Origin of the sequence: Pseudoalteromonas maricaloris, assembly GCF_024746855.1 — a bacterium.
Taxonomy (GTDB): Bacteria; Pseudomonadota; Gammaproteobacteria; order Enterobacterales; family Alteromonadaceae; genus Pseudoalteromonas; species Pseudoalteromonas maricaloris.
In genome coordinates this window covers 1,068,677-1,088,723 of record NZ_CP024625.1, presented here as the reverse complement: position 1 = coordinate 1,088,723, position 20,047 = coordinate 1,068,677, and the positions used below count along the sequence as shown (strand labels likewise).

The window sequence follows — 20,047 nt, the reverse complement described above, 5'->3', positions numbered from 1 at the left end:
AGTGAAAAGGCATGTCGGTTTTTAGTCAATTAAACTTTATAAAACGCCAACGTGAGTTTTGGCTATTTATGAGCTTATTCGCTATTTTGTTGATCGCCTCAGCATCAGGCTTATATAAACAGGTAAACCTAATTGGATTACAATGGTTTTCTAAGCTCAACACCACACAAGCAACGCAAGTAGTCGTGATTGAAGCAGAAAACTTACAGCAACAACATCAGCAGTTGGCAAAAATACTCTCTGACTATCAACCAAAAGCCGTTGTGTTTTTTGCAAATACCGAACTTTCGCCACAACAAAACGACCGCTCGATTTACTATCCATTCAATACGCAATCGGTTTGTCTGTTGGAAACAGAAAATTGGTATGGCAGCGCAATCAGCCTTGCACCGCCAGCAAGCACATGTGACATACTGTGGGATAAAATATTCCCGCAGCATGGTGAATACCTCAACAAAATCATAGACTACTCACTGCCTTATTATTCACTGCCAAAATTCAGTGCGCAGAGAGTACTTGATGGTGACCTATTCACAGCACAACTCAGCGAAAAGGTCATCTTAGTTGCTCAGCATTCAAAGTTTTCACGCTTGAATAGTAATGCTTATTTTGGCGCGCAAGAACTTCCGCCAGTTTACCTACAGGCATTTATCGCCAATAGCTTTGCATCCGACAGCTTTATTCAGCCTTTAAATAAAGTGACGATAGTCGCACTCATGGTACTAGCATCAATATTTTTCTTAGTGTGGTACCAAAGAAATGCGACCAAGACCAATGTCATCATTGCAATATCCACCAGCATATTACTGATCATAAGTGGCCTTGGCGCGCATCATTGGTACTCAGTGTTATTGCCGCTTGGTGAGCTGCTATCTTTGATATGGCTGACGCTACTTTGGGTGTTTATCTCTTTGAAATGGTCAGAAGAAGAAAACTTAAAGTCTCTCATAGCCCTGATCCAGCAACGTATGATGGGTCGATATCTACCACGGCACTTTCTCGAGCATAATGAACCTTGGGATGCAATCATCCAACTGGTTAATCAGCAGCTTAATCTGAGAAGAAGTATCTTTCTCACTCGCTTAGAGGGTGACCACCGAGTAACTGAAATACGCGCAATACACTGTCAGCTCAGTGATATCTTAGAGATGCGACGAGATTACCAGCGAGTACCTTATTCCGATGCAATCAAAGCGTTTGGTGCTATCAAAATTACCCGCCCTTTTTTCCAACATCTAACGGAAGATGAGCAGCAGTATATCGCACCCTTGATGTACGCAGGAGATGTTCGGGGTTTTTGGGCGCTAACCGTCACTCCTCAAGACAATTTTGATGAGCAAGCGTTTATTAAAAATGTAAATCTCTTTGCACATCAAATTGGTGAATTATTATTCCACTATAAAGTGTTTTCTGCTGAGCAAAAAAACCTCAAAAGCACACTGACTCGGGCGCTGACCTTTTCTCTGAAAGAGCCACTAAGTCATAAAATTAAAAATGCAATTAATGAGATGGATCAAAAACTCACCTCACTGGAGCATGTCTTCAACCAGCTTCACAGTGCCAGTATTTTATATAACTTATTTGGCCAAATTGTGCAGGTAAATGAATCTCTTGAACGCTTTGCTAGAGAACATAAGCTGTCTATTTTCGACATGTCCGCCTTAGACTTACTTTGTCGCTGTACCGAGATGGATAGCGAACTAGCCAAAGGAAAGCTACGCTATTTAACCCTAAAGCGTGGCAAAATCGTATTACCCGTGTATTTAGACAATCGAACTTATTTACTGAGCATTCGCGCCTTACTCAAACAATCAACCAGCCTTAACGCTAGTACCCCATTTGAAACCAGTGGGGTGTTGTTTGAATTTATTGACCTTGGCGAGCAGTTATCTCAGCTAGATGATAAAGAAGCCTTTTTAACACACTTGTCAGAGCAGCTTGCGGTTAACGAGCAACTTTTGCCTGAAGAGTGGGATGAGGAATAGATGGACTGGACGCTGATGCTATTCCCAAGTGCGGGCGGACTTGGGCAGTCCGTTATCACGTGTGTTTGGATAGGCATCGCGGTTGTCGCATTTTTCAATCTTAGGTTTGGCTTCCCGTTAACTGGTTTAGTGGTGCCAGGTTACCTAGTCCCTTTATTTATCGTGAGCCCAACATCGGCTTGGGTGATCATTGTTGAGGCCATTGTTGTTTATGGCTTAATGCGGTTTTTTGCCAAAACACTTGTTGAGAGACTGGGCTATGCAGAAATGTTTGGCCGTGACCGATTTTTTGCCATCGTTTTGTTAAGCATTATTGTTCGAGTTACCATGGATGTGCTGTTTTGGCCGCTGGTCGCCGCGTACTTAACACAATGGGACATCACTTTTGATTACGCCGCACAGCTGTATAGCCTCGGGCTGATTATCATCGCCTTGACCGCCAATGTAATGTGGAATGGCGGCTTTAAATATGGCATAAAAGTCACCGCTATTCAGTTGGTTGTTACCTATATCATCATTCGTTTTGGATTGATGACGTTCACCAACTTTAGCATTGCCAATCTTGCCGTCATGTACGAAGCTGTTGCGGCCTCCATTATTGCAGCCCCTAAAGCTTATATTATCTTGGTGATCACCGCTTTTATCGCATCAAGGGCTAATTTAAAGTACGGCTGGGAATTCAATGGCATTATGCTGCCAGCGCTGCTAGCTCTGCAACTGATGCAACCCACTAAGCTGCTCACATCATTCGTAGAAACAGGGATTATTTTAGTCTTTGGATATGTAGTCTTAAACTTTACTCGTTTAAAACACGCCAATATCGAAGGCGCGCGACTCATGCTGCTGTTTTTTAATATTGGCTTTGTCTACAAACTGATTTTAAACTACGTCGTCGTCGGTTACTTCCCAACCTTAAAAGTGACCGATACCTTTGCTTTTGGCTACATGCTATCGACCTTACTCGCCCTTAAAATTTACCAAAAAAATGCGCTAGGCCTTGTGATCCGTGCAACTTTTCAAACCTCAATTGTCGGTGGCTTCATCGCCATCTGCATCGGTTTTGCAATTATGGTTATTCCAAGCCTATTCGTACAAAGTAATACATTAGCGATAAATGAAACAGCTAGCGATTTAACGCTCGGCCAAGTGATCAGTAATTACAAGAGCCAGCTGTATACTCAAAATGCGGCTAACGTTAATGTCAGCCAATATGTGACCGAGCAGCAACGTAGCCATTTTAAACAAGCAATTAGGTTGCTTAAGCGGGATAGTGAGTCACACTATGCCGAGGCCGCCACCTTACTGCGTCAAGCCAACTTTTCTTTGCAACGTACAACACAATTTTTAGTAATAAAAGACAATCAACAAGATCACAAGCGCGGTCTGTTTATCATTAATTTAGCTGCTCAAAAAGCCCATATCATCAGCGTCCCCTACCCCACTGCAGAGCGGCTTGCCAGTGAGGCTGGTGGGATATTGTTTTCCTACTGGCAAAGCCAGGCAATGGCGTTTGGCAATGCGCGACCTAACCAAAGTGGCGATAAGAATGGTAAACAAAGCGAGTTCTATAGTGACTTTTTTATGGCGATGGATATTCCAGAGGTCGTCCAACTCAGAGAAATTAATCGGCAAGTAAGCCAATTGATGCACCAACACAGTTTAAAAGAAGACGCACAGATGTGGATATTTAACAGTGTGCCAAGCTCAGTGCAACAATCTGAACTTGCTACCTTGTTTAACATCAACGATGCACACTTTGGTCTCGCGGCGAATGCGCCTTTACCTTACAGCCAATTCCATGGCCAGATGATTGAGGCGTATTTAAGCTCGGATAGCTATTCGTCGTTGCTAAGCGCATATGGCCTGCAACGCATCGACAAAGACATAGATAAAATAAGCACAAGTGATGAAAGCATACAGGCACTTATTGAAGCATTTTCAAGTCACATTAGCGCCAAAGGCAGCGGTGCATTTAGCGCACTGAGCGATACCAGTGCTGCACTGTGGGAATATGAAGTGTTAAGGCCGTTATTTGCCATCACCCAAAACCTTGAGATAGTAACAACGCCAGAAACGCTTGAGGTAAGGCTGAGTCAGATAAATCGCGTAGCAAACCTATTACAGTACCAATTAACTTTAGTTGAAAATAACCAAGGGCAATTCGTTGCAATTTCTCCTTTAGATACCAAATCTGCCTATGATTTGGGTCAAGGGGTGTACTTTATTGCCTTGCTGGCTAAACCATCCCTCACCATTGCGGTGCCTAGACCACTCTTTGAAAGTAACACGCTGGAGTTCTCTGGTCAGTTGTTTACGGCCACCCATGCAAAGTTACTGGCAATCGCTGGTGCTCATCCGTATACCAGCATAGATGCAAATGTAATGGCAGCCGACAACGTGCGGTCATTATTTAATGTGGTGTATCAAAGTGCACAGCGCTACTTTTATGACAACCCCTTACTTAATTTACAGATCCGCAGTCATAGCGCGCCTGCAAGCATCAGACCTTCAGCGCTTGCGTATCAATTTACAACGCCTAACCCTATTCATAATGACACCATTGCTACACTACAAAGGGTGCTAGCTGATCTTGGTGTTAATACTCAAACCGTTTCAGGACAACAAGCAACAAGAGGCTTAGAACTCGGTACCACACCGCAGTCGGGGTATCAGCTGTTCGCACCAAAAAGTGAGTTAGCGGCACTGTGGTTAGCATCGGATTTTAAATCGCACTTTGCCATTACCAACGATGCTTTATTGCAGCGCCTTTTAGCCGTTGCACACACACCTAGGCTCAAAGTAATCGACTTGCTTACCCTCTCTCCAAATGATTGGCATGAGGCTAGTGCGCAATTTATTGATGCACTTAATGTGGCCACCGGGCGTTATGCCACCACTCAACATTTACCGGTGCTCCAAACACTTTGTCAATTTGAAAGCCAATGTAAAATAAGCGCCTTTAGCACCCATAGAAATGGTGAGCTGGGATTAATGTTTACCCGAGATAACGCACTGCTCGCGCTATACTTACCAAGAAGAAATCGCGTTATTGATTTAGCCACTTATGCAAAAGCGGTTCATGAGGGGCGTTATGTACTGGATTAAGCAGATATTACGATTTGCTATTTTTACGGCTTTGCTGCTACTTTTTGTTTGGTTCGCCGTCACTTTATTTGTGTGGGTAAAATCGGCGGAGCCTTCAAATACCTCGACTTTGTTTAATATTCGATCCAATGTTCATTGGCTAAAAACCGACAGTGCACTGAAGTTTTCCTTTTCTGCGTCTCGGACCATGTCTGTTCGGGTGTTGTCTAATGGGATATTCGAATCGCAACCACTGGATGATCAGCCTGTCAACTATGCTATTGAATATCAGTTACTTGATGCAAAAGGAGCGATTATTTATCGCGGTACTTATCATCATGCAGCTAAAGCTGCCTCGAACGACTTTCAGCAACAGGTAAAACAGATCATTGAAAACCGTGAAGCGTTGGCCGTGGCGTCTGGGCAATCCTTTTATTTAAATCGTAAAGAGTTACAACAAGCTACGACTATCACGTTAAAGCTAATACCAGAAAATGCTCAGCTTAAAGGTGTGGTGGTACGCGTCCATGCCCAAACCAGTAACAGTATTACCGACCCCGCCAAAGCATGGCTGAAAAGGCCAACCGAATGGCGTGAACGCATGACGAATTACCACACCATAGGTGAAAACGCCTTAACCAACGAAGAAAAATACAATTCGGTCATGTTAGATTGGCAAAAGCTAGCGCCACAGGGCGTGCCTAACATCGACTTTCGTGCTGACTTGTTATACGAGTCACTGCCCTACAATGTGCTTAATCATGATTTTTCGACCCAGCTAGACTTAGATAGTTTGTTTATTTCTGAGCAGCTAAGCGCGAGTTTTCGCGTCTATGAACACACGGAATATTTATTAAGCCATTCCGAGAATGCAAATCTTACTTTTGTTTGGCACGATTTACGCCAACTCGACGCGCCAAAGCCACTAATGCCTGAGGTGCTATCCGCTGCGCAAGCTAAACTAAGCAACTTACCAGCTGGCCTTGTTACCGTTAGCGCAAGCGCCCCCACCAGCATTCGGGTATTTAGCAATGGCGTCGACCCTATAGTCCCGTTGCATAGTTACTATTATATGCTCAACGCGCAAACGCCGGCTTACTATCAAGTCTCTCCTAAAAGCGATATCGCTTTAGAGTGGCGTGCGCCCATTGGCAGCACTCTCTCTGTGAGCCTCTATAGCAACAATGAGCGGATCAAGGACTATGTTTTTACCGCAACGGCAGAGCAAGCTTTGTTTGATAGACTGATAACTGAAACCACGGAGCGACAAACCTTACCAACCGCAGAGAAGCGTTATTTGGCAATACCAGATAACGTTAATCTAATCAAAATTGAAGCCGAAGACGCGATGGTGAAGCTGCAAGCCCGCAGTCCAACATTTAATTATCTGAGCCATCGTTGCGATTCGGTGTGTGACCCTGAAAGTCCAGTTTATCAAGGGATTGACGCATGGTTTAGCCAAAAGGCCGACAACCATTATCTCTTTCACACTCAAAAGCAGATAGCATCGGTGCGCTTATTTGAAGCGCCACCTGAAGTACCTGAGTTGCTGCCTCAATACCGCACCAAAGACTTAGATCAGCTTTTAGCTGTATCGGATATCGCGTTGGTGCCCATTGAGCAAGCTTACTTTGATAACTCAGTACCGCAAATGGAGTTTGAATATCGTCAGGTAGCCAAATCTGCACTATTTAAGCTCGGTAAAGCAACAAGCTACCCAAGCAGTGTGATTGTGAAGCAACAGCATAAACCTACATTATTTGAAGTTCCGTTAAACAGCTTACAAATAGAGGAGTTGGCGAACACCCAAGCACTTTTCATCAATCAAGGGATCCCAAGAACCGTGCGGAAGATCCGCCTGTACAAAGTGGCAAAAACAACGCCATTTACCGTTGCTGTTAGCGAGGATAACTTGCAACCTAACGCTTTGGTCGTCAAAGTGTTTAGTGCCGAACCTCAAGCTGAAATCACGGTAGCAACCGCCCTAGATAGCACTAAGGTAATCACCCCAAGCGATGAATACACGATTTTAGCTAAACACTTTGTACTACACCTAAACCCTGCACAAACGAGGATGTTTTTTAACCCTAATCACACAGAGCTGTACGAGTACCCAAGTATTACTTTGCCGCTGTTTCAAGACTTAACATCGCCTAAAACCATGACGCTTCGCTTTTCACATGATGTTTGGATAAGTGTATTAGAGGAACATGAACAGCCTGATGCAACATTAAACTGGTGGCAAGATGAAACGCCTTAGTCGCTACGCACTTTACATTGCATTATGCTTGTCATTGAATGTTAACGCTGCGATTCCCGACAGCAGCAAAATGGCGCACTGGTTTAAGCAACCTGTAGAGCTCGATGGCTGGCAATTTACGCACCAAGCAGAGCAATTTACATTGGCGCCAAAGCCTCAGAGTGAAGCGCATGGCGAAGTCACGTATGCGCCTAAGCACCGGCCTTGCGTGGTGTCTGTTCCACATCGCTTTCATGATAAACATACGCAGACCATTGGTGAGCACATTTTCCAGCACAGTTGCCAAGTGTTACTGAACAACACAAAACACAGATATGATAACAATGACACTGGTAAAAACTATGATTACGCCAAGCAACCTCACAATATTCACGCGTCAGCTATCGTAGCTTTTACATCTTTACACCCAACAGCAAAAGTGTTCCAAATACATGGATTTAGTCAGAAGAAGCGAAAAACCGACGGCGGTAAACTAAGCGAAATAATTTTGAGCCAAGGCAAAACAAATGATGAAACACTATGGAATTTGAAGTCTTGTCTTGTTAAGCAAGGTTATCGGGCGCTGATTTACCCTCAAGAAGTGCAAGAACTTGGCGGGACGCAAAATATCATGCATCAGCTTGCGCTTCCTGAATATAGCTTTATCCATATTGAGCTAAGCTATCAAACAAGAAAGCAATTAATTAATAACAATCAACAACTAGAGCAGTTTACGAAATGCGTGCAATCACTTTTATAATGACACTACTGCTGTTTGCAACGATATCCCGAGCCAATGAGGTAGGGATACAAACGGCTGCCCAATGGATTGATCTGTCACGTATGCAATTTACCCAAGCCAATGCTGACAAGCGCTTTGCACCGCAGCAAAAAGCGTGGCTGTTTTTGCCAAGTCACGCATGGTTAGTCACAACACCAAGTGCCCTCGATACATTCGAATTTTTTGCAGGGGAAACTCCAAAACTACGACATGCCATTCCAACATCCGATTGGTTATGTATTCAATCCCGCTGCCAACTGAGTACAACGGCACAAAACCGCTTAATTCAGGTTGCTTACACCGGTGATAACGCTCAATCTCTCGCGCTTTGGCAAGGCAGCATGCACAGCCACAGAGATCCGTATCGAAGAGCGCTCAGACTGCCAGGGCTTGACGACCAAACACTGCAATTAGCGCAAGATACAGAGCGCTGGTTTTATCTACAACCCACACAAGTGACAAGCGTATTCTTTGAACACGCCAAAAAGCTCAAACTAGAGGTTCGAAAAGATCTACACGCGATTGCGCAAAACGGTACTGTCACAATTAAAGTCAACGGTGAGGTTATCAGCACCATTGCAATATCAGATATCCAAGCGAATGAGTACCTTGAGCCTAAAGTCGGCTTATCTAACCAAGATTATATTGCCGTCCCGCAAGGTAGTTATCTCACTATCACAACATCGGTGCCTACCTACCTTAACTTACTACAAATGCACCGTGGTATTTACGACGATAATGCGGGAATAAAGCAGCAAGAGTCGCTATTTAATCCGTATTGGAATAAACAGCTGAACGAGCAACTCAGCGCCCTTTACATGAATGGTGATACTTCTCCACTTACTTTTAACGCTTCTGACACGGCGTTGGCGGTCAAACGTAAGCAAATGCTTAACGATATTGCCTCTGCGGTGTATTTTTTAACGCCAAGTTCCCCTCAACCGCTCACTCATCATGTTGCGCTAAGCGGAGTGACTCTGGGCAGCCGCAGCGCCGCTGGGCAAGTGCTGCTCGCTTCAAGCGCTCAGCGAGTCAATTACATTACCTCGTCTCAGCCACTGAAGTATCATCTTGAGAATATAGTGCGAGTTGATAATGCAATTACTTTGTATGTTCGAGCAAGAACGCAAGAGCGCTTAACCATCACCAGCGAGCATGGCCAACATACGCTGCTTGTTGCGCCTAGCAGTCATTTTCAAAGACTTACTCTACACATAAATCCAGCATCCAAAGTTGTGATGATTGAAGGGACTAAGCAAGCGCTTGATATCGCTGTAGCAGTAAACCGCTTACAACCATTTCCCGACTTCTTGACCATGACGCAAGAAGCACTAGGCCAATGGCCACTCGTTCAAGGTCTACTTGCAAGAAGCAAACAAAATCGAGCTGACACTTACTATTTATCTCTTAGCGTGCTGAGTGCGCCGGAACTAAGTGTTAAGACAGACAGCCACGACCAGTTTACCGCCACTAAAGTGCTTGCGGAACTACAAATGGTAGCAAAGACCAAACCACTCATGGCACTTGCGAAACTGAAGCCGTATTTGAGTGGGCATAGTGAGCAAGTTACGTTAATGGCTTGGCAACTTAATATCGCTATTTTGACTCAGCTAGAACACAGTGGAAACGCCGAGGTGTTACTAAAATCGCTGCTAAAAAGCACTGCTCAATCTTTAAGAGAATACGCCGCTAATGAACTACTCACGAGATATTTAGCACTGAATGAATATATCCAAGCTAGCCTATTATGCGCTGCCCACGAAAGCGATATCACGCAATATCAATGCGATGATATCCTGTTGACGTACCTACTTGACTCCGGCCTTCAGCAAGAAGCGCTGTGGACAAGCCAGCAAATGGCATTAACACCAAAACAGGCCGAACAAGTCGCGGCAATTCAAACGGACGAACTAACCCTGCCTCAATACAGCCTTAATCACTATGGTTTACAAGTCGTGGAGTCAATGGATGATCAAACTGAGCTGTACCCGCTAGGTTCGGGTAAACCCATCAAACTGGTTGCTAAGACGCCTTTGACGGTCAAGCTAAGTGCACGTGCTGCGTACCAAGGACAAGAATACAAAAATACTCAATGGCTGCTGTATGAACACAACGCCAAAACCCGGATTTTACCCATCTTTAGTGATATTGCAGCAAACTTGCAATTGCAGCCACAAACCACTCGATTATCTATTGCATCGCAGCAATATATTCAATTAGCGGCAAATGAAAGTCTCACCCTTTTCAGTAATAATGAGTTGTTTGTAGAGATCCGGGTGCAACCAGACACCGCTGATACTCCGGCTTTTGTAGATAAGTCTGCACACTTGGTTAGTCGCGCTGATGCGCGCATAGTAAATGACCTCAGCGCCAGAGAAATTGCGATAAATGCCTTGTATCAATTGAGCCAGCAAACACTGTCTAATGAAGGCTACAACAGGGTCCTTCAACGTCTGCACCCGAGTTTGTCGGATGATGCCGTTTTAACCGATTTATATGCCCGCCTGATGCGCTATGGTCAATGGCTTGCTGCGGAACAATACACTAGCTATGTTGGCACACAAAAGGTAAAAGTTGATACGCTTGCGGCGCAAAGCGTTGGTGACCAGATCACCGCACACCTCACAGAAAATCCGCCGTCAGGCCTGCCACTCAGAGCAAATGAGATACTGACTATTGATTTTTCTGAGTACCAACAAGTGCAAGTAAGAGTAAAGTTTGCCTACTCTTCTGCCAAGCAAATCGTGGCACCGCCTGCTAATGTAGAGCTGGTGGGGCCAAATCAAGGTGATGTGATCTCGCTGCAGCCAACGCAACCACTCTATTACGGCATTAAACAAATCGAGACACGACAAGGACTGCTGCAATTGCGTTGGCTCAACCCTCTATCGGGGCAAAGTGTGAGTGTACGTCCGCAATACTTCGACCAAGGTCAATGGCATGATATCCCATTGGATACGAGGCAGATTTTTTATCGCTCTGATGAAACAACCCCAATCACGGCGAAATTAGCTCGAGATAGTCTGATTAAAATTGAAACCTTTGCCGATGGTATAAGAAGTGAAGCCACCTATTTTCACCCGGCAGGACAAGTATCACTAACCGGCCAACAACAGCAAACGTTAGCACGCATGTCTATCTGGACGTTAAGTCCAACATTGCATCGCGTTAACCTAGTACCTGAAGTGCCAATGTTCTTAAAAGCCAAGCAACAGTTAACACCAACAAGTGCTGAGCCCGTATTTCAGCAAGCTCGTATTGAAACTGATGAAAGTCGCACTGGCATCGAAGGCTTTTTGAATATTGATAGCGACGACATTGTACAGACAACGGAGCCTAGCCCTAGCCGTACTACACTCGATTTAGGTTTATCACTGAGAATGAAGGATGAAAATAACTGGTACCGCATCGATACTTTCTACACGATGGATAATCATCACCAAGACACTTTCTCTATCAATGGTCAATATGATTGGCTCTCGCAGCAGTCGAACTGGTTTGCAGAAGCAAGAATGCGTAATCGCTGGCAGGATGCAACGGCAATCAGTGAAACCCATTTAAGCTCTAGTATTTCGGCAAAGTTTGGCCAAATTCACCGTTATAACAGCGGTTTTAGAAGCATTTGGTGGTGGCAGCCTTTTTACACGTACACCAGTATCAGCAAGGACGAATTTATTGCAGACGAGCAAATTGGTCCTGATATGTACGCCTTTTACCGTAATAATCACAAGCACGGCTGGCAAGCGCATGCTGGGCTGCGCTATCAGCCCTGGGTTGATAGTTACTTCAGCTCCGGCGTTACCCTGACGTCAAATCAAGATTGGCAAACGCTCGACAATGCACTGTTTTCATTTGATTGGTATCAATTTTATCAAGGCCATATTTTTCATGCCGGATTAACATCAAGCTATGTATTTGCCGATCAGAACCGTCCTAATCCAACATGGCAATACTTAACTCAATTGGGTTGGCAAACGGGCTTTGACTTTAGTCATAACACCGCGGGTTGGTTAGGTGTAACTTGGACTCAAGACTGGTTTAACAATACCCATCAGGTTGGGCTACAAGTACGTTTAGGCAACTTACAGCAAACCGCTTTTGCCCCCTATGCTCACGATGAAATTATTTTTGAATCGTTACAGCTAAGTCATTTATTAGAGCAAGATTTACATGAGCGTTGAAGCCTTAAAGAGTCAATTAGAAGCCTTATTTTTTGCCGAAACTGAAAAGTTTTGGCTGAACTTGTATCAACATAAATACAGTGCGTTGATCGACGAATTGTGTGCATGGGAACTCATTTACAATCGCCCTGAAAACGAGGATGAAACCGACTGGCTGGTACTTCAATCTATCGCCTTTTTACGCCATAAAATTGAGACTCTACATGAGCAAATTTTGCTGCTTGAGGTATCCCACACCGGATTTGTACAGCGTATCGCTAAGTCTGAATTTGCCAGTGAAAAAGAGCTTCATATTATTGCATATGCTCAAGAACTTGGCACTACTAAAGCCGCGTTAGAACAAGATAAAAAAGCTTTTTCACGATGGTTTGACGAAGGCGCTGTAGTTGCTCGATATCAACATCAAGTTGCCGCTATTGAGCAACAGGTTAAATTTTTAATCGCCAAACTTGGGGCGCTAACGAATCGATATTTACGTGCTCACCACGATACCCTAGAAAATGCTTGGCAACGCTTGGATTTACAGCCATTTTGCTTAAATTTACTCGCCCATAGTCAAAATCAACATATTCGTCATGGCTTGATCCGCGCACTGGTCAATATGGTCGCAACCTTGAACAACTATGAGGTTGACTCGGAATTAGACGCAGATCTTATCGCCAAACTTATTGAGTTGCTTGAGTCTGACAACATGCCCTATCAGGCAACCGTCGATATTTTAGAGATCTTAATACATCAACGCCCCACTTTTATTCGTGCCTACATGTGGGCTTTGCTTGAAGAAGCGAACGACATTGAAAATAGTCAGCACGTTGATGCCGAAGTACTCTATATTTTGAGTATCTTTCCTAAAATTATTGTCAGCCAGCCAAAGCTTACAGAAAAAGATCTCAACATGCTTTGTGCACTCAGCGAGCACACCTTACCCAGAGTGCGCCAAGTTACGCTAGAGTTTGTCGAGTTTTATCCCACATTCTTTGCACAAGAGTTAATCGCCAAGCGGTTTGAGCAAGAGAATGAGAATGCCGTACTTTTCACCTTGATAAAGCAGTTATCCGCCGACCGCTTTTGCCAACAGGACTTTGCATTTTTACTGTGGCAACGCGTACTAACTGGCGACTTTAGTATGCAACTCAAGCGCTTAGCGCTTGAGCAAAGCGCGCGTATTATGCTGAATATGCAACTTGAATCAAATCAAGCCGAACTCTGCTTCAAACGGTTTATTGATACCTTAAATGACTGCTTATCGAACGAAAAAAACATTGCCGTTTGCCGTTATATCACCAGAGCCAGAGAGCAGCTAGGTAGCTTCTATCATCAAGCCATCATCGCGCAGCTCAACGCTTCTCTTGAAGCCAACGAACAAAGTGACGCACTGGCAACTTGGTCTCGTGATGAACTGGGCCGCTCACTTTCTTATATTGCACAGCGCGGTCAAAGTCTTAATGCCTCAAAAACAAAAGCTGGCTGGCGTATCCAACAAGGCTATCGTCAAGCAAGAAGGTTGTGGCGAGTAATACACGAAATAAGACAACCAAGTACCGATAAACGTCAAAGCTATTCCCATACCAAAGCGAAAAAGCCCAGCGTATCGATCCACGTCCCTAGCTGCACTACCGCGGAAATTAGCGAAACAAAAGTGCCGGGGGAGTTGCTCTTTAATATCGCCGAACAAACGAGTCGACCACATTTACCATTACTCGACTTTTTGCTAAGTGTACTGACTAATGACCACAGTAAAGAAGACGCCAAAACCTATACGCCGGATGGTATTTTAGCCGTTACTCCGCCATCAACTTTGTGGCGACGCCTTAAGGCGTACTGGACCATAACATGGCAGTTTGCAGAGCTAGACCGCTTACGAAAAGGCAACGAACTTGAGCAAGGTAAGTATTTGGATGCACTTAACACGCTGGGGTTTTCGCTACGCTTTAGTGCCTATGGCGACATCGCAAAAACGCCCTTTCCTGTCGCGAAAGACATTCAGCAACTTTATACTCGCTCTGGTGTAACCTCAGCGCTACTCACCATTTGGAGCAGCTTTAAAGAATACGTCGATGCCATTTATCAAAATAGTATTTCGCAGCTGGTTTTCTTTGTGCTTGCATTTATTAGCTACTTTTGGACTCGGCATATTTATGTCAGTAAAAGAATAAAGCAAAATCGCAAACACATTCCGGTGTCCATTGGCGGCTGGGGAACACGAGGAAAATCAGGAACCGAGAGGCTGAAGTCAGCTTTATTTAGCAGCTTGGCGCTGAGAGTCGTGAGCAAGACCACGGGCTGTGAAGCGATGCTTATCTATTCAAAAATTTCTGGTGAGCAATATGAGATCCCGCTATTTCGGCCTTTCGACAAAGCGAGTATTTGGGAGCAAGCTGATGTGCTACATTTTGCAAAGCAGGTAAAAGCGGACGTTTTCCTATGGGAATGTATGGGCCTGACTCCGAGATATGTAAAAATTCTAGTGCGCTGGATGAAAGACAATTTTGCTACCATTACAAATGCTTACCCGGATCATGAAGATATTTTGGGCCCAACAGGCTTAGATGTAGCAAAAGAAATGTCTGCCTTTTTGGGCTACAACACCCAAGTGTTCACCGCCGAGCAGAATATGGCCTCCGTACTCAACTTGGCGGCAGAACAAAAAAACACTTCGCTCATTCAAATTCATTGGGGTGATGGGTATCAAATAACGCCTGACATTCTCGCAAAGTACCCCTATGTTGAGCATCCGGATAACATCGCCCTAGTCTGCAAAATGGCGCAATATATTGGCATCAATAAAGACTATGTGTTCAAAGAAACGGCTTCTAGGGTTATTCCCGATGTTGGCGTGCTTCAGCAGTTTACGACCGCAAAGATTGGTGCAATCAGTCAAAGCTTTATCAACAGCATGTCTGCCAACGAACGCCTAGCAACGATAGAAAATTGGAAACGCTTAAACATCGTCGAACAGGGAAAGCAGGGGCAAATTGTTGCTCTGATTAATAATCGCAACGACCGCGTAGCGCGCTCGCAAGTATTTGCGAACATTCTGGCCAATGATCTGCATTTTGATGCCATTGTGGTGATCGGCACCAATATCGATGGCTTCTTTAAGTACTTTATGGTTGCACTGGAGAACCTCTTACACAGTATTTTCAGCAATAACGACCACAACGCACTGTGCGATTTACTCACGCGTTTTAGGCTCACATTATCGCGAGATGCGCTTATTGCATCATTAAATACTACGGCAGACAAGCTGCCTGAATCTGCATTTTCAAGTATCGACTCACTACAATCACACCTTAACAGTGAAGATGAAACACATCAGCTAATTCTAAAACGTTTTGAAGCGTGGACAATTGCCTATACGATTTTTGAAGTTGAAGATCTGAACACTAAGCTTTCGCAAACAGCAGCGCTTGCAGAGCAACTTGCCACTCTCAAATGTACGTTAGTGCATGATAGCGACATCAAGCCTGATCCCTTAAACCAAATCATTGCCAAACAAGCACTGCCAAATGAACACCAAATTATCGTCGGCATGCAAAATATCAAAGGTGCGGGACTGGGCTATGTTTACATGTGGCAAAAGTGGCAGTTGTTTAATCAGCATTGCGAGCGCCTGAGCCGCCGCAGCGTGACACAAACTGAGTTTAGAAATGGCTTAAGTAGAATTTTACAGCAAGAGGAGCTCAGCGCGATTGAATGCCAATACTTAGCTGACAAGCTCGACTTGTTCAAAATGTTGCCCAATGCCCAAAGCGAATTTAGCCAAGCCGAATTAACGCAAATAAAGCGCAAACTCGAGCAACAAACGCAACGCTTAGAAAGTAAAGATAATACTCGGGCTCGCTCGCCGCTAATACGCTTTTTGAATAAATTGGTCGAGTCATTTTTAGATGCCGGCGCGGCGGTAAAAAGAAAGAAAATAGCAGTTCAGGTATACAAAGATATCGCCGACTTTAGGATCACAATAGAAAAGGCAACCCTTATTTTAAGTGAATTAAATCGTTCGCAAAAACCGGGATGGTTGAAGTTACAAAATGGTAAGCGCCGCAAAAAATAGCTCGGCGCTTGTTACCCGGCCACTAAAACGTAGATAAGTTTAATGATCAGCGTCACCATTAATAAAGGCAGTACATATTTGGCATACTTTTGCATTTTATCTAGTCCTAAACGCTGCTGATACTTTTCCAACAGCGGTATCAAGACGACCAACGCGATGACTAAACTCACTAATAATATAACTACGTTCATCTTAGTTCCTCTTTCTAAACAGGTATCTTACAACCAGTATTCACTTCAAGCAAAATTCCAGCTATGCTCATAAACACATCTGACCAGTAGAATAACAATGATGAAAACTGCTATCACCGAATTATTCGGCATCGAAAAACCCATTATATTACCCGGCATGAGCTGGATTTCTGTCCCTGAGCTTGTTGCGGCAGTGAGCAATGCTGGCGGCTTAGGTATTTTAGCCACGGGCCCGCTCAGTCAGGACGAGACACGTCAAGCAATACGAAAAATTCGTGAACTCACCGATAAGCCTTTTGGTATTGGTGTGACGTTAATGATGCCAGGCGCCAAAGAAAATGCCAAAGTCGCATTAGAAGAGCAAGTGCCTGTTATCAATTTTTCTTTAGGAAAAGGCGATTGGCTAGTGCAAGCGGCTAAAGCCTACGGCGGAAAAGTCATTGCTACTGTGGTGACGCAAAAGCATGCATTAGCAGCACAAAAATCTGGCGTTGATGCGCTATTAGTTACAGGTCATGAGGCCGCAGCCCATGGTGGTGAAGTAACTTCACTGTGTTTAGTGCCGAGTATAGTCGATATTGTCGATATACCTGTGATTGCCGCAGGGGGATTTGCTGATGGTCGAGGACTTATCGCCGCGCTAGCGCTTGGCGCAGAGGGCGTTGCGATGGGCTCTCGTTTTGCAACATCTAAAGAAAGCCCTTTGCATCAACATGTCAAAGATACTGTAGTAGAAAAAGACGTTGAACAGACGATTTATTCCAAAAACTTCGATGGTCTTTATGCTCGAGTAATGAAAACCCCCATGGCTGAAAAGGCAACGCGCCGCCCGATGAACTTTTTCATAGCCACCATAAAATCATTCAAGGCCGCCAAAATGGTCGACATGCCCTTATGGAAGCTACTACTAGGACTGTTATCTCAATTCGATAAAATTAAGATGCTGTCGCTCTTTGGTGCCGCCACCGAAAAACTTGAAGCCGCCACAATCCATGGAGATTTAGATCATGGCGTGCAGTTTATTGGTCAATCTCAAGGCTTAATTCGAGAAATCGAATCAGTACAAACCTTAATGGATAACATGATGGCTCAAGCCACTGAGGTGCATTCACGTATCGGCGCCAACACAGCCGAGTAACGGATGTTTGGTATTGATGCGGTAAAAGCGGTATTATTTGCTTAATATCGCTCTGGCCCTAGCTGCGCCATTCAAGTGCTGGCCATAAACTCTGATTTTATAAGTGACTTTCAATGCCTAAACATTACCTTTTCTACATTGAGCAACCATATAGCTTTGCCATTCTAAGACCCCTCCAAAATGCTATCCGTGCAAACGGTGATGTGGTGAAATGGTTTTTAAAAGGTAAAGATGTAAACTCAAGTTCACTTGCACCAGACGAAACGGAGTTACTGAGCGTAGAGGACGTCAAGGCGTTTAATCCCAGAGCTGTATTTGTTCCTGGAAACGTTGTTCCTGACTTTTTTCCAGGCGCCAAAGTGCAAGTATTTCACGGATTAGAATATAAAAAGAAAGGTCACTTTGGGATCCGTGGTTTCTTCGATTTGTATTGTACTCACGGCCCAATTACCACTGCGCCATTTAACCAACTCGCACAAAAACATGGTTATTTCTCGGTGATTGAAACTGGCTGGCCAAAACTCGACCCCTACTTTGATTACACCAAGCAAGAGAATGAAAAGCCAGTCATACTGTATGCTCCCACTTTTTCACCGAACCTTACATCGCTTGAAGCATTACATGCACACATCAAACAGCTCGCAGAGTCAGGAAAATACAAAGTCCAACTTAAGTTTCATCCTAAGACGAAACAGCAGTGGCAACAGATGTACATGGAACTTGAAACCATCAGCGACTTTGAAATCGCCGGAAATGACAATCTCATTCCCCTCATTCAGCAAGCCGATGTGGTGATTTCTGATACCTCTAGCGCCGTTGATGAGTCGCTATTAATTGGTAAACCGGTTATCACTTTTAATAATCACCAACCTCAAGATGCCTTACTCAATATTACCGATGCAAGCCAATTATCTGAAGCGGTTGAACAAGCACTCAACCTGTCCGACGCACAAAGTGAACGTATTGAGCAATACATTCAGCAAGTGCATCCTTACCGTGATGGTAAAAGCGCCGAGCGCATACTCGCAGCAACAGAGGCTGTAATTGCTGCTGGATTAAAGCGTAAACCGCTTAATTTATTGAGACGTTACAAAATACGTAAAGCATTGAATTACATGAAGATAAATTAAAAGCAGATTGCTTTTCGAAATAAAAAAGCTCACTTAACTGTGAGCTTGTTCATGTTAATTTATCACTAATTTTAACACTCACACTGCCAATACTGGTTGCCAGTTTCTGACATTGGAGGACGACAACGAATACCTGTTGCGCCACCAGCGATGTTTGGTGTTTGCTCTTGAGGCAAGCTTTGCTTTTTATCTAATTGTTTTAATGCTGTTTTTTTAAATTTCAATTTCATCTTCTTATCCTTGATTAATCTTAATTTGTAAATCATGTTGTTTAAGGTTGGTAGTCCAACAAGTAGATTTTCTATCTCATCAGGCTAACCTAAAACACTGCTCGACTATACTAACAACGGCACTGACCGTAATCCGTACCAGTCAACGTTTCCGTTAAGCGGCAAGGAATTCTAGTATTTGGCTCAGCACCGCCTGCTACTTGAGGCGTTTGCTGTAAAGGTAGGCTTTGGTTTTTATCTAGTTGCTTCAACGCTGATTTTTTTAATTTTAATTTCATTATCATTTCCTTGAAATAGTCGTTTAGTGATAAAAATTTATCACTAATTCTTAAGCTGCCATGAAAAAATAAAAAATTCAACATTATTCACAATAAAATTAACTTTAAAATTCACCTCACCACTAAGACAACCCTTAATCATATGTTAAATAATGCCTTTTAACCAAAAACTCCAAAAAGCACACCATTAAAAACAAACAAAAAATTAATAAATCTGCAATCTAATAAGATAAACTTACCTCAACTAGGCATCTTGTTGTTTATCCATAAAATCAGCCATACGCGCGAGCAACTCGGTTTCTGTGAGATCTTCTTTATGCGTGCCAATCGTCCAGATATGACCAAATGGGTCTCGTAGCGTTCCAGCCCTATCACCATAAAACTGATCACAAACGGGCGTGACTTGCTGTGCCCCCAATTCAATTGCCCCCGTAAACACAGTGTCCACATCGTCAACATACAACATCAAGCTAACGGGCGTGCCACCAAGCTCATTGGGATCTTTAAAGTGCATATCAGGGCACATATCTGAAAGCATCACATAAGAATTTCCAATCAGCAGCTCCGCATGTGCTATTCCGCCATCTGGCATAGGTAACTGAAGCTTTACACTAGCGCCAAAAGCAGCTCGGTAAAACTCAATAGCTTTTGCTGCACCAGCCACAATAAGGTAAGGCGTGAGTGAATGATAACCGGAAGGAATTGAAGAAGTCGCCATTATATGGATCCTATAAAGTCCGTTAAATTCCCTCT

General features: G+C 43.9%; 12 protein-coding genes. 8 read left to right on the top strand and 4 right to left on the bottom strand.

Annotation, left to right across the window (positions count from 1 at the left end):
• Positions 1-11: 11 nt before the first annotated feature.
• Genes CTT31_RS04580 through CTT31_RS04555 form a run of 6 tightly spaced genes read left to right on the top strand, consistent with a single transcriptional unit; the run spans position 12 to position 16,327 of the window.
• On the top strand, positions 12-1,985 hold the full coding sequence (locus CTT31_RS04580; RefSeq protein WP_260492072.1) for a hypothetical protein: 1,974 nt from the start codon (positions 12-14) through the stop codon (positions 1,983-1,985).
• Positions 1,986-5,090, top strand: coding sequence for a poly-gamma-glutamate biosynthesis protein PgsC/CapC (locus tag CTT31_RS04575; protein WP_260492071.1), 3,105 nt, complete (start codon positions 1,986-1,988; stop codon positions 5,088-5,090).
• On the top strand, positions 5,077-7,329 hold the full coding sequence (locus CTT31_RS04570) for a hypothetical protein (RefSeq protein ID WP_260492070.1): 2,253 nt from the start codon (positions 5,077-5,079) through the stop codon (positions 7,327-7,329). Before CTT31_RS04575 ends, CTT31_RS04570 begins: the two co-directional genes overlap by 14 nt.
• On the top strand, positions 7,316-8,068 hold the full coding sequence (locus CTT31_RS04565; protein ID WP_260492069.1) for a hypothetical protein: 753 nt from the start codon (positions 7,316-7,318) through the stop codon (positions 8,066-8,068). The genes CTT31_RS04570 and CTT31_RS04565 overlap by 14 nt, the downstream gene beginning before the upstream one ends.
• The gene (locus CTT31_RS04560) at positions 8,047-12,270 is read left to right on the top strand and encodes a hypothetical protein (RefSeq protein ID WP_260492068.1); all 4,224 of its coding nucleotides are present in this window, start codon (positions 8,047-8,049) and stop codon (positions 12,268-12,270) included. The genes CTT31_RS04565 and CTT31_RS04560 overlap by 22 nt, the downstream gene beginning before the upstream one ends.
• The gene (locus CTT31_RS04555; RefSeq protein WP_211859405.1) at positions 12,260-16,327 is read left to right on the top strand and encodes a poly-gamma-glutamate synthase PgsB; all 4,068 of its coding nucleotides are present in this window, start codon (positions 12,260-12,262) and stop codon (positions 16,325-16,327) included. Before CTT31_RS04560 ends, CTT31_RS04555 begins: the two co-directional genes overlap by 11 nt.
• Positions 16,328-16,338: 11 nt before the next feature.
• On the opposite strand, the gene CTT31_RS04550 is transcribed toward CTT31_RS04555, so the two are convergent.
• On the bottom strand, positions 16,339-16,518 hold the full coding sequence (locus CTT31_RS04550; protein ID WP_095727329.1) for a hypothetical protein: 180 nt from the start codon (positions 16,516-16,518) through the stop codon (positions 16,339-16,341).
• 100 nt (positions 16,519-16,618) lie between these two features.
• On the opposite strand from CTT31_RS04550, the gene CTT31_RS04545 reads away from it, so the two are divergent.
• Positions 16,619-17,656 (top strand): NAD(P)H-dependent flavin oxidoreductase, encoded by a 1,038-nt coding sequence (locus CTT31_RS04545; protein ID WP_211859935.1) that lies wholly within the window; start codon positions 16,619-16,621, stop codon positions 17,654-17,656.
• Positions 17,657-17,769: 113 nt separating this feature from the next.
• Positions 17,770-18,786, top strand: coding sequence for a CDP-glycerol glycerophosphotransferase family protein (locus tag CTT31_RS04540; protein WP_260492066.1), 1,017 nt, complete (start codon positions 17,770-17,772; stop codon positions 18,784-18,786).
• A 71-nt stretch (positions 18,787-18,857) separates the two neighbouring features.
• On the opposite strand, the gene CTT31_RS04535 is transcribed toward CTT31_RS04540, so the two are convergent.
• From CTT31_RS04535 to CTT31_RS04525, 3 genes are all read right to left on the bottom strand, one after another.
• On the bottom strand, positions 18,858-19,016 hold the full coding sequence (locus CTT31_RS04535; protein WP_172439955.1) for a hypothetical protein: 159 nt from the start codon (positions 19,014-19,016) through the stop codon (positions 18,858-18,860).
• Between the two features lie 110 nt (positions 19,017-19,126).
• Entirely contained in the window at positions 19,127-19,294 is a 168-nt protein-coding gene (locus CTT31_RS04530) for a hypothetical protein (RefSeq protein WP_188249503.1), read from the bottom strand.
• 244 nt (positions 19,295-19,538) lie between these two features.
• The gene (locus tag CTT31_RS04525) at positions 19,539-20,012 is read right to left on the bottom strand and encodes a VOC family protein (RefSeq protein ID WP_039492154.1); all 474 of its coding nucleotides are present in this window, start codon (positions 20,010-20,012) and stop codon (positions 19,539-19,541) included.
• Positions 20,013-20,047: the final 35 nt, after the last annotated feature.

Coding starts and splice junctions, on each gene's coding strand:
- CTT31_RS04575 (WP_260492071.1), top strand. CDS start 1,986: ATGGACTGGACGCTGATGCTATTCCCAAGTGCGGGCGGACTTGGGCAG.
- CTT31_RS04565 (WP_260492069.1), top strand. CDS start 7,316: ATGAAACGCCTTAGTCGCTACGCACTTTACATTGCATTATGCTTGTCA.
- CTT31_RS04570 (WP_260492070.1), top strand. CDS start 5,077: ATGTACTGGATTAAGCAGATATTACGATTTGCTATTTTTACGGCTTTG.
- CTT31_RS04550 (WP_095727329.1), bottom strand. CDS start 16,518: ATGAACGTAGTTATATTATTAGTGAGTTTAGTCATCGCGTTGGTCGTC.
- CTT31_RS04530 (WP_188249503.1), bottom strand. CDS start 19,294: ATGAAATTAAAATTAAAAAAATCAGCGTTGAAGCAACTAGATAAAAAC.
- CTT31_RS04535 (WP_172439955.1), bottom strand. CDS start 19,016: ATGAAATTGAAATTTAAAAAAACAGCATTAAAACAATTAGATAAAAAG.
- CTT31_RS04525 (WP_039492154.1), bottom strand. CDS start 20,012: ATGGCGACTTCTTCAATTCCTTCCGGTTATCATTCACTCACGCCTTAC.
- CTT31_RS04540 (WP_260492066.1), top strand. CDS start 17,770: ATGCCTAAACATTACCTTTTCTACATTGAGCAACCATATAGCTTTGCC.
- CTT31_RS04560 (WP_260492068.1), top strand. CDS start 8,047: ATGCGTGCAATCACTTTTATAATGACACTACTGCTGTTTGCAACGATA.
- CTT31_RS04555 (WP_211859405.1), top strand. CDS start 12,260: ATGAGCGTTGAAGCCTTAAAGAGTCAATTAGAAGCCTTATTTTTTGCC.
- CTT31_RS04580 (WP_260492072.1), top strand. CDS start 12: ATGTCGGTTTTTAGTCAATTAAACTTTATAAAACGCCAACGTGAGTTT.
- CTT31_RS04545 (WP_211859935.1), top strand. CDS start 16,619: ATGAAAACTGCTATCACCGAATTATTCGGCATCGAAAAACCCATTATA.